The organism is Hyphomonas sp. TMED31, assembly GCF_002172815.1.
In the GTDB taxonomy this organism is placed as follows: domain Bacteria; phylum Pseudomonadota; class Alphaproteobacteria; order Caulobacterales; family Hyphomonadaceae; genus Hyphomonas; species Hyphomonas atlantica.
Window position 1 is genome coordinate 95,606 of the sequence record NZ_NHCK01000002.1, and the last position, 10,938, is coordinate 106,543.

The following is a 10,938-nucleotide window of genomic DNA, read 5'->3' on the forward strand; positions in this document are numbered from 1 at the left end:
CAGACGGCGCTCAGATTTTGCTGAGCGCCGTTTTTGCTTTGCTCGTCACGTCTGCCCACGCGCCGGATGAGACGTCTTTCTCCGTTGCGATCCATGACCCGCCAACTGCGACGACATTCGGCAACGCCAGATACTCTCCAGCATTGTCGGCACTCACTCCACCGGTTGGCATGAATTGCAAATGTGGCAGCGGCCCGGAAAGCGCCTTCAAGGCTGCCACGCCACCGGCAATCGCGGCGGGAAACAGCTTCAGCATGCCGAAGCCTTCCTCGTAGCGCGTCATCGCCTCACTCGCCGTCGCAACGCCCGGAATGGTGACACCCTTGTGATCGCCGAGCGCATCCAGTAGGCGCGGCGACATGCCCGGAGAAACCAGGAAGTCTGCCCCAGCAGCCAGCGAGTTCCTGACGTCTTCCCCCGTCAGAACTGTGCCCGCACCAACGATGAGTTCAGGACACGCCTTTTTCATTTCCTCAATGACCTTCAGACCGCTTGGTGTGCGCAACGTCACTTCAGCCGTCGTCAGGCCGCCCTCGACGAGCGCGTTGGCCAAGGGCGCAGCTGCCGCGACGTCAGGAACAACCAAAACCGGTACAATGGGCGCTTTGCTGGCGGCGGCCTTCAGGCCATCGAGCGAAGAATTCATGTCTGCATCTCCTGAGCATAATAGGCTGCCGCACCAATCAGTGGCGCTTCGGGATCGTGCATAAGGCGTACTGGACAATTCGCAAGGTAACCAGACATGGGGCCCCGTTCCCTGAATCGCGCTATCGCCTCCGGTCGCCGGAGATAATCGACAATTCTCTCCGTCACGCCGCCAGCAAGCACAATGCCTCCAAGCGCGCCGTTCGCCAGGGCCAAGTCTCCTACTGCACCCATCACAGCTTTGGCGCGCATTGCTATGAGTTGGTCGAACATTTCATCCCCGGCATCCGCTCGCTTTCGCATGTCTTCCGGGGACACGTCTTCCATGTCGCGTCCGAACACTTCGCAGAACGCACTATGGACGTATTCGAGCCCCATGCCTGAAGCGACCAGTTCATTTGACACGTAGCCCTGATCACGCATCAGCACGCTCGCAACGTCGAATTCGAGCGTGTCTCGGGGAGCGTAGGCGATGTGACCACCCTCGCCCGTCAAGACACGCCAAGCGTCATCACCAAGCGGAAATAGTGTGGCCACGCCAAACCCAGTCCCTGGCCCAGCGACGATTACCGGCAGATCGGGCTTCTCTTCGCCGGTCAGCACTTCCTCGAAATAGTCAGGGGAGTGTTCCGGCACAGAACGTGCCATCGCTGTGAAATCATTGATGATCTGAACATCATCAAATTCAAATCGGTCGCACAGGCGTTTTGCGGACACCTGCCAGTTCCGGTTGGTAAGCTCCACTTCTCCGCCCTGCACTGGCCCCGCCATTGCAAAGCACGCCTGCTTCGGGNTTAGACCGGTATCGTCGAAATATTGCTGCAGCGCGGCGTCGAAAGTATCGAAATTGTCGCCGGCCAATTTCGCAAACTCTTCTATTTCAATCTTTCCGTCGGCCCGTTTGGCGAGCGCGAACCTGACATTGGTTCCCCCAACATCCCCGACCAATACCCGGTCACCCATACGTCAGTCTCCCCGGCCGGAAAATTTGAAGTGACTCGCGCCATTGGCTGCGGGCCCGGCCAATTCCCGGAAGTATGTGAACATCTCTCTCCCCAGGCCCATGCCGCTATCGTTCGGGCGATACTCGTCAGCAGAGCGCGCCTCGAATTCAACCGGATCAACCTTGATATCCAATACGCCCCGTTCCGCATCGAAGACGATCACGTCTCCGTCGCGCACTTTCGCGATTGGCCCACCCCGAGAGCCTTCGGGGCTGACATGAATTGCAGATGGCACCTTGCCGCTTGCGCCAGACATTCGGCCATCGGTGACAAGCGCGACCTTGAACCCACGGTCTTGCAGCACAGCAAGAGGCGGTGTCAGTGTGTGCAGCTCTGGCATTCCATTTGCCGCGGGCCCCTGAAAGCGAACGATTGCGATAAAATCCCGCTCAAGCTGTCCCGCATCAAACGCGGCCTTCAAGGCTTCCTGGGAATCAAAGACGATTGCGGGCGCCTCGACAACCCGATGCTCTGGCTTGACGGCTGACACCTTGCTGACGCCCAGACCAATCGGCCCGTCCATCATGCGCAGCCCGCCATCCTTCGAGAAAGGATCTGATACCGGACGAAGTATATCGGTATTCGCACTTTCTTCAGGTGCCGGCCTCCAGGAAAGTACGCCATCGTTCAAGTATGGCTCAACCCCGTATTCCGAGATCGGCCCCGCGACGCCCATTGCACTGCCGTCCATAAGACCTGCTGCCAGCAACTCGCGCACCAGAAAGCCCATGCCGCCTGCAGCGTGAAAATGGTTCACGTCTGCCGGTCCATTCGGGTAGACACGCGCCAACAGAGGTGTCACCGCGCTGATGTCAGCAAAATCCTCAAGCGTCAGAATAATGCCCGCCGCCGCTGCCATAGCAGGAAGGTGAAGAGCGTGATTGGTGGATCCACCCGTAGCCATCAGCCCCACCACAGCATTCACAACCGAGCGCTCGTCTACCATCTCGCCAGCGGGAAGGTACGCGTCACCTTGCGCGTGAAGCATAGCAATTCTTTGTGTTGCTGCGCGTGTCAGCGCTTCGCGAACTGGCGTACCTGGATTTGCAAACGCCGCGCCCGGCAGATGGAAGCCCATCACTTCCATGAGCATCTGATTTGAGTTCGCGGTTCCGTAGAACGTGCAGGTGCCCTGGGTGTGGTAACTTTCAGACTCCGCCTTCAAAAGCGCGTCACGACCGACCTTGCCTTCCGCAAAGAGTTGCCGGACACGTTGCTTCTCCGGATTGGGAAGACCGGATGGCATCGGGCCGGCCGGCACGAAAATGGAAGGAATCCACCCAAACCGCAACGCAGCAATCACCAGACCCGGAACAATCTTGTCGCACACGCCCAAATGCATCGCGCCATCGAACACATCATGGCTAAGCCCGATTGCCGATGCCATCGCGATAACATCTCGGGAGAACAACGAAAGCTCCATACCCGTGAAGCCTTGTGTAACCCCGTCACACATCGCGGGCACGCCACCCGCAACCTGCGCAATGGCGTTCACCTCTCGCGCAGCATTTCGAATGATCTCGGGATAGTCCTGATACGGCGCATGAGCTGACAACATGTCGTTGTACGCAGTAATAATGCCGATATTGGGCCAGCCTGCACCCAGTATCTGGGTTTTCTCAATGACAGCGCACCCAGCAGATGCATGCGCAAGACTGCTTTCCGACATACGGCGACGGGCAAAATCTGATGGTCGTCGACCACGGATCATTTCCAGGTAAGCTTGCCGCGTATCCCGAGACCGCTCCCGGATACGTTCTGTTATTTCGACTATGCGTGGATTCATTTTTGTCATCATGCTGCCCATACGACCGTCAGACGCGGCCCTAGCTTGTCGATTGCGTGCCGAACCGGCATTTCCTCTACCGGTGAAGACAAGGCTTTATCGTACACATCTTTTTTTGAAGCGCCGAAAATCAGAAGGATAGCGGATGCCGCTTCCGTTACTGCGCGACCAGTGAGGGTCATGCGCTGCGTATGATTGCCCGCGACCGGGCACCCCTCCGCATTGATCGCGGCGATCACCCCACTGCTTTCAAGTGCTTCTGCCAATCCACCAGAGTTTGGAAACCAACTGGCTGTGTGTCCGTCCTCTCCCATCCCCAGAAGTACGACGTCCGCAGGCTCACAATGAGGGCCATATGCGCGATGTCTATCCTCCACGGCAGTTTGCGGTGCGTCACCCAGTGTTTTCATCGGAAGGAAGCCGGCCGCGCCTGCCTGACCCTTTAACAGCCGATTCCTGACCAGACGCTCATTCGACGCTTCGTCCTCCGGGTTCACCCACCGCTCGTCCACCAGACCGACAATCACGCGCGACCAATCCAGCCCGGTTTCGGTCAGCGCATCAAACACACCGCCAGGTGTCGATCCGCCAGATACCATGAGAGAAGCAGTCGCCTTGGATTCAAGCGCTTTTGTAAGCCCACCCTGAATAAAACGCGTTGCAAATTGCGTCGCCTCTTCACGGCTATTGAACGACAGGAACTCATGCGAGAGACTCATCACGATCCCTCCCACCAAGCCCGCCCATCGCGGTCCATCATCATTGCCGCCGCGAGTGGACCGTCCGATCCTGCAGAATAGTTCTCAGGCCTGTCACCCGATTGCTCCCAGGCTTCGATCAATCCATCGACCCAGGTCCAAGCCGCCTCGACTTCATCCTTTCGCATGAACAAAGACAGGTTGCCGCGAACCACATCCATCAGAAGCCGCTCATACGCATCCGGATACCGGACGGTAAAACTCTCAGCATACGACAAGTTGAGGGGAAGAGACTTTACCCGCAGGCCACCTGGGCCCGGCTCCTTGATCTGCACGAACAGTCTGACACCCTCATCAGGCTGAAGACGAATGACCAGGCGGTTGGCGCTTTCATAGCCCTCCCCAAAGATCGAATGCGGGGTCGGCTTGAACTGGATGACGATGTCCGAATGCCGGTGGGACATGCGTTTGCCTGTGCGCAGGTAAAACGGCACACCAGACCAGCGCCAATTATCAATACTTGCCTTGATGGCCACAAAAGTCTCAGTCGCGCTATCCTCATCCGAGCTGAGTTCATCAAGATANCCTTTNACNGGCTTGCCGTCTTTTACACCAGCCTTGTACTGCCCCCGCACCGTCAGCTTTTTGGCNGAATCTCCGGAGATCGGCACAAGCGCGCTTAGTACCTTGATCTTCTCGGTACGCACATCATCATCNTCGAGCTTGTTGGGCGGCTCCATGGCGGTGAGGCATAACAGCTGNAGCATATGGTTTTGCACCATGTCACGNAGNGCGCCGGACTTGTCATAATAGTCCGCGCGCCCNTCAAGCCCNANNTCTTCTGCAACCGTGATCTGGACGTGATCAACATAGTTGCGCGACCAGATCGGCTCGAACAGCATATTGGCAAATCGGAGAACCATCAGGNTCTGCACCGTCTCCTTGCCAAGATAATGGTCGATACGGAACACNTGCCGTTCTGCGTAAACCTGGGCGACGCCATCATTGATCGCCTTGGCGGATTCAAGATCTGTCCCGATGGGCTTTTCGAGAACAACACGCATGTTTTCCTCGGCCAGCCCGGCCTTGCCCAACGCTTCACAAATCTGGACATACAGGCGGGGCGATGTGGCGAGATAGAAAACACACGGACGGGCGTCATCCAGGGTGAGGAATGATTTCAGCGTCGCCCAGTCTGCATCTTCCTGAGTCGCATCGATTGAAACATAGTGGATCAGCTTCTCGAACCTGGCCCACTCCTTAGAATCCCAATTATCTCCTGACGCGGCCTCGCACGCCTCTTTCGCCATCTGGCGATAGGCCTTTGTATCCATCTCGCTACGCGCGGTTCCGACGATACAGCTGGTTTCAGGAATCTGACCATCAAGCCAGCGATGAAACAGCGCCGGCAACAATTTACGCCGAGACAAATCTCCTGTTCCACCAAAAATAACGATGTCGAATGGATCGACGGGTATGAACTTTGCCATCAGGCAGTCTCCACAATAGTCGGAAAAAATGCGGGGCGGGCTAGCGTCATCTACGTACAGTTCGCGAGAAGTTTCCAGTATCCCCGGCCTTCTTTACGNCCCAGCGAGCCATATGCGTGAATTGGCGAACAGNTTTGACAGTCATTTGNCCATGCCTCCCCGGCAGATACCATTCACTGCAAAATTTGCAGCGTTCGCAACCACAGGTATGGACGATACACCATAACTTGTGACAACGTTGTTTTACGGGGTTCATAAGCGGAGGAAGCATAGGATGTCCAGCTCTAGAACGCGGTTGGAAGATTTGGCCGCNATTGCNGGCGTCTCAATCGCAACGGTATCGCGCGCACTGAACAACAGTCCAGCCGTGAATGATGAGACAAAGCGCCGGGTCTGGAAGATTGCTCGCGATCACAATTACAATTTCCGGCCATCCATGCCCGCCCTCATGTCTGGCGCTGCTGCGACCATTGCAGTTGTCGTCCCAACGCTTGCCGGTCGCCAGACCGAAGTGTCGGATCCGTTCTTTCAGGAACTGATTGGTGGCTTGAGCGAGGCGGGCCGCTCGGCAGGTTGCGACGTGTTGATCTCTTACCTGACACCAAAAAACCAGGATGATCTTGCTTCAATCATGACGGCCAATCGCGCTGAGGGAGTCATTTTCCTGGGGCAAAGCTTCCTACATGAGCGCTTCAATCGACTCGCCGAAACTGAAAAACGTTTCATCGTCTGGGGCGCGGAGATTCCAGGACAAAAGTACTGTTCGATCGGTTCAGACAATATNGGCGGCGGGAACAAGGCGACGACTCACCTAATNAATCTCGGTCGACGGCGCCTTGCATTTGTCGGCGACACNTCAAACACGGAAATCAATCAACGCTACGAAGGATACGTTGCCGCGCATCGTCGTGCCGATCTTGAAGTGGACCCCGACCTCACTCTCCAGGCAGGATTTGACGTGGAGTCATCAGAGGCCGCGATCACCAGTCTNCTCGAACGCGGCATTCCCTTCGACGCGGTCGTCGCCGGTAATGATCTGATTGCGATGGCGGCCATTCGCTGCCTGACCCGAGAGGGACTCAAGGTTCCGTCTGACGTTTCAGTTGTCGGATACGACGACCTGCAACTGTCAGCCTATGGACACCCGTCGCTAACGACAATTTCACAGGATCCGACACGCGCGGGACGGGTCATGGTCGCAAAGCTGATCGCCACCGGCGAAAACGGCGCCATGAGGTCCGAACGGCTACCGACCGACCTGATCGTGAGGGAATCCTGCGGACTCAACTAGATTCGAGACACACGACACGAAAACGGCGGCAAGCCCCCTAGGCTTGAACCCTGCATTCCGACAGCGAACAAAACGTCTTCCGGTTCAGCGAGTGAGACAGAACTGTCCTGCTCAGCGGGCCCCAGATTAAACACGCATTCTACGGTCTCACTTTCGATGCTCCGCCGGAAAACCAGAATATCGCCTTCGGCCACATCGATTCGAATATCGCCGATGCGCAACGCTGGCGACTCTGAACGAACCCTTGCCAGCATGCGCGTAAAGTTGAGCACAGAATCGGCCTGCGCTTCCTGGNCGGCCACCGCACGTTCACCATGCCCTTGCCCGATAGGCAGCCATGGCTTCGAGCTGCTGAACCCGCAATTCGCGGAATCACCACTCCACGGCATTGGCGTACGCGCGCCATCACGTCCCAGGGTTCGAGGCCAGTTCGCAATCGCTTCAGGGTCTTGCAGATCTTCAAAGGCTATATCAGCCTGCGGCAACCCCAACTCTTCTCCCTGGTACAGAATTGGATTGCCCCGCATGCAATAAAGGAGCGCGTTGGTAAGCTTTGCGCGGACATTGATATCCGCCTCGCTCAGCCAGCGACTGATGCAGCGCGGTGCGTCATGATTTGAGAAAGCCCAGGACGGCCAGCCTTCCCCCGCACTGCCCAGCCAATTGCGCTGTGAACGCGCGAATATCTCTGCCGTCAGATTTCCAGCGTAGAGGAAATCGAAATTGTAGGCGGAATGCAAATGCGCCTCTCCAGCCGTGTAGGCCCGCATCTCTTCCAGCGGATCCGTTCCAGGAACTTCTGCCACAGAAAAGATGTCGCCATACTCATCCATCAATGACCGCAAGCGGCGCAGGAATGCGGGCAAGTCGGGATGGGATTGGTTGTATATGTGCTCCTGCAGATCGAAGGGACGCGATATCACATCGGGTCTGCGCTGTTTCGGTGGATTATCTCGAAACTCTGGATCAAACAGCGCGAAATTCAGGGCGTCCAGCCTGAATCCATCAACCCCGCGATCAAGCCAGAACCGCATCACGTCCAGCAACGCCCCCTGAACGCTCGCATTGTGCAGATTGAGCTGCGGCTGGCTCGGCAGGAAATTGTGCATGTAATATTGCTGTCGACGCGCATCCCAGGTCCATGAAGGCCCGCCAAACACCGCCTGCCAATTGTTGGGCGGACTACCATCAGGCTTTGGGTCTCGCCACACATACCAGTCCGATCGGTCATTTGATCGGTCCTGCCTGCTTTCCGCGAACCACGCGTGCGCGTCCGACGTGTGGGCGTATACCTGATCTATGATGACCTTGAGGCCTAATCGGTGCGCCTCGTCCAAAAGGCGATCGAAATCAGCAAGGGAGCCGAAGACAGGATCGATGTTGCAATAATCGGCGACATCGTACCCAAAATCCTTCATCGGCGATGTGAAGAAGGGCGATATCCAGATCCCATCCACGCCTAGGGACGCAACATGTTCCAACCGGCTGGTAATGCCGGACAGGTCACCAACCCCGTTTCCGGTCGTATCCTGATACGAACGCGGATAGATCTGATAGATAACGGCACCCTTCCACCAAGGCTGATCGAAAGATCTCGGTGATCGCTGTGTCATGTTCCCGTCCAAATCATGCATTGCCCATCAACAATCGCATGGCGTCAAAAATAAGCAATCAGCGCCCGCTTGTGGACGACCAATCATGACGGTGAACTGGAAGACGCCTGGCAGGGGCAGCAGGACTCGAACCCGCGACCCTCGGTTTTGGAGACCGATGCTCTACCAACTGAGCTATACCCCTTCAGGCGAAACAGCGGTTTGCCTCAATTGAAGACATGCCGCAAGACTAGAGGTTCAGCCTCAGGAGAAAAACTGTGACCCGCATTCCCTATCCCGAAGCCGAAGCGCTCCCGGAAGACACAAAATTGCAGTTGGAGAAGCTTGCGCCGCTCAATATCTTCCGAATGTTGTCGCATGCTCCTCACCTGTTGAAGCCCTTCGTCGGCATGGGCACAGCNTTTCTTCAGAATGGCAAACTGGATCCGGTGACGCGCGAATGCGTAATTCTTCGNGTNGGTTATCTCTCNNATGCGAANTACGAAACCACTCAGCACGAAGCGATCGGGCTTGCCGTTGGCATGGACGCAGATTTGATCGAGGCCGTCAAAGCGGGCCCATCCTCCGAGGGCCTCAGCCACGAACAGAAGCTCGCCCTGACCTTCACTGACCATCTCGTTACCCATCCACATCCCTCCGATGGAGCACTGAAACCGGTCCTCAAACATTTCGGAGCCGAGCNACTGGAAGAACTCGTCTTGCTGATCGGATACTACATGATGGTCTGCCGCTTCCTCGAGACATTTGGGGTCGAAGTCGAAGAGGGCGGCCCCAAAGGCACGGAAATCAAACTGGACTNACGCCCCCCAAGAAAAAAGGCCGCCCCGGATGGGACGGCCTTGTCTCGGTCTTGCCTGATGGGGGCAAGTCTTACTTTTTGATCGCGGAGACCACGCCGGCGCCGACGGTACGGCCACCTTCGCGGATCGCGAAGCGCAGGCCCTGGTCCATGGCGATTGGCTGGATCAGCTCGACGTCCATTTTGACGTTGTCGCCCGGCAGAACCATTTCCTTGTCGGCCGGCAGGGTCACAACACCCGTCACGTCCGTCGTACGGAAGTAGAATTGCGGACGATAGTTGGAGAAGAACGGCGTGTGACGGCCACCCTCTTCTTTCGTCAGGATGTAGGCTTCTGCCTCGAACGTGGTGTGCGGCGTGATGGAGCCTGGCTTACACAGGACCTGACCACGCTCAACGCCTTCACGGTCGATACCGCGCAGCAGCGCACCAATGTTGTCGCCAGCCTGGCCCTGGTCGAGCAGCTTGCGGAACATTTCAACGCCGGTACAGGTCGTTTTCACGGTGTCGCGGATACCGACGATCTCGATTTCCTCACCCACCTTGATGACGCCCTGCTCAACGCGGCCGGTCACAACCGTACCCCGGCCGGAGATCGAGAACACGTCCTCGACCGGCATCAGGAATGGCTTGTCCAGCGGACGCTCTGGCGTCGGGATGTAGTCGTCGACAGCCGCCATCAGCTCGAGAACTTTCTCTTTGCCGATATTGTCGTCGCGGCCTTCAACAGCTGCCAGCGCAGAGCCGGCTACGATCGGAATGTCGTCGCCCGGGAAGTCGTAGGAAGACAGCAATTCGCGAACTTCCATCTCGACCAGTTCGAGCAGCTCTTCATCGTCAACCTGGTCAACCTTGTTCAGGAAGACAACCAGGGCCGGCACGCCGACCTGACGCGCCAGCAGGATGTGCTCGCGGGTCTGTGGCATCGGGCCATCAGCCGCGTTCACAACCAGGATCGCGCCGTCCATCTGGGCAGCACCCGTGATCATGTTCTTGACGTAGTCAGCGTGTCCCGGGCAGTCCACGTGGGCGTAGTGACGGTTTTCCGTCTCGTATTCCACGTGCGCCGTGTTGATCGTGATGCCGCGGGCTTTCTCTTCCGGCGCGGAGTCGATGTCCTCATAGGACCGCTTCTCACCACCGCCCTGCTCTGCAAGCGTCATCGTGATCGCTGCTGTCAGCGTCGTCTTGCCGTGGTCAACGTGGCCAATCGTGCCGATGTTGACGTGCGGCTTGTTGCGTTCAAACTTTGCCTTGGCCATCGGGCCTCTCCTCAATTCTGTTTAGGTGTCCGGCCCGCCGGACGGGTTACGCGTTCAGGCTGGATAGCCCGTTAAACGCGCCTCATAGCCATCTGCGGCGCGGGTTTCAAGCTCGCAATTGCCAGTTCACTGCGGTCAGGTTTCCCGTCTTGCCCCGCTTGCAAAGCACGGATAAGCCGAAATCGACAAAATTCACGCAAGGACAATGACATGATCGATGACCTGACCCTGCACGCGGACCGTCTTGCTCGGACACCTTTGAAGAAACTCGCCGATGCTCGCGCAACCTCAAGCAGGTTGAACGCCTGCGGCTGGTCTATCGATTTATCTCGCCAGTTTCTTGACGCCGA

Annotated in this window: 9 protein-coding genes and 1 tRNA gene; 2 read left to right on the forward strand and 8 right to left on the reverse strand. The window is 57.2% G+C overall.

The window, feature by feature from the left end:
* Nucleotides 1–10 precede the first annotated feature (10 nt).
* The 5 genes from eda to zwf form a co-directional block, all read right to left on the reverse strand.
* Nucleotides 11–646 carry a bifunctional 4-hydroxy-2-oxoglutarate aldolase/2-dehydro-3-deoxy-phosphogluconate aldolase gene (eda, locus tag CBB91_RS00485; protein WP_273011030.1) on the reverse strand — a complete coding sequence of 212 codons (636 nt, stop codon included), beginning with the start codon at nt 644–646 and terminating at the stop codon, nt 11–13.
* Nucleotides 643–1,608 carry a glucokinase gene (locus CBB91_RS00490; RefSeq protein ID WP_273011032.1) on the reverse strand — a complete coding sequence of 322 codons (966 nt, stop codon included), beginning with the start codon at nt 1,606–1,608 and terminating at the stop codon, nt 643–645. Before CBB91_RS00490 ends, eda begins: the two co-directional genes overlap by 4 nt.
* A gap of 3 nt (nt 1,609–1,611) precedes the next feature.
* The gene (gene edd / locus CBB91_RS00495) at nt 1,612–3,444 is read right to left on the reverse strand and encodes a phosphogluconate dehydratase (RefSeq protein WP_345906681.1); all 1,833 of its coding nucleotides are present in this window, start codon (nt 3,442–3,444) and stop codon (nt 1,612–1,614) included.
* Nucleotides 3,444–4,154: a 6-phosphogluconolactonase gene (pgl, locus tag CBB91_RS00500; RefSeq protein WP_273011034.1), complete on the reverse strand. Its 711-nt coding sequence runs from the start codon at nt 4,152–4,154 to the stop codon at nt 3,444–3,446. The genes edd and pgl overlap by 1 nt, the downstream gene beginning before the upstream one ends.
* The gene (zwf, locus tag CBB91_RS00505) at nt 4,154–5,623 is read right to left on the reverse strand and encodes a glucose-6-phosphate dehydrogenase (RefSeq protein WP_273011036.1); all 1,470 of its coding nucleotides are present in this window, start codon (nt 5,621–5,623) and stop codon (nt 4,154–4,156) included. Before zwf ends, pgl begins: the two co-directional genes overlap by 1 nt.
* Nucleotides 5,624–5,897: 274 nt before the next feature.
* On the opposite strand from zwf, the gene CBB91_RS00510 reads away from it, so the two are divergent.
* Nucleotides 5,898–6,914 (forward strand): substrate-binding domain-containing protein, encoded by a 1,017-nt coding sequence (locus tag CBB91_RS00510; protein ID WP_273011038.1) that lies wholly within the window; start codon nt 5,898–5,900, stop codon nt 6,912–6,914.
* Here the strand turns inward: CBB91_RS00510 and CBB91_RS00515 are convergent.
* Both CBB91_RS00515 and CBB91_RS00520 read right to left on the reverse strand, forming a co-directional pair.
* Nucleotides 6,911–8,527 (reverse strand): alpha-amylase family glycosyl hydrolase, encoded by a 1,617-nt coding sequence (locus tag CBB91_RS00515; RefSeq protein ID WP_273011040.1) that lies wholly within the window; start codon nt 8,525–8,527, stop codon nt 6,911–6,913. The two genes, CBB91_RS00510 and CBB91_RS00515, sit on opposite strands and share 4 nt — an antisense overlap.
* A gap of 108 nt (nt 8,528–8,635) precedes the next feature.
* Nucleotides 8,636–8,711: transfer RNA gene (locus CBB91_RS00520), tRNA-Trp, on the reverse strand.
* A 73-nt stretch (nt 8,712–8,784) separates the two neighbouring features.
* Between CBB91_RS00520 and CBB91_RS00525 the strand changes: the two genes are divergently transcribed.
* A complete protein-coding gene (locus CBB91_RS00525) occupies nt 8,785–9,408 on the forward strand; it encodes a carboxymuconolactone decarboxylase family protein (RefSeq protein ID WP_273011042.1) in 624 nt (207 codons plus the stop codon).
* On the opposite strand, the gene tuf is transcribed toward CBB91_RS00525, so the two are convergent.
* Nucleotides 9,398–10,588 carry an elongation factor Tu gene (gene tuf / locus CBB91_RS00530; protein WP_272983375.1) on the reverse strand — a complete coding sequence of 397 codons (1,191 nt, stop codon included), beginning with the start codon at nt 10,586–10,588 and terminating at the stop codon, nt 9,398–9,400. The genes CBB91_RS00525 and tuf overlap by 11 nt on opposite strands.
* Between the last annotated feature and the right edge of the window lie 350 nt (nt 10,589–10,938).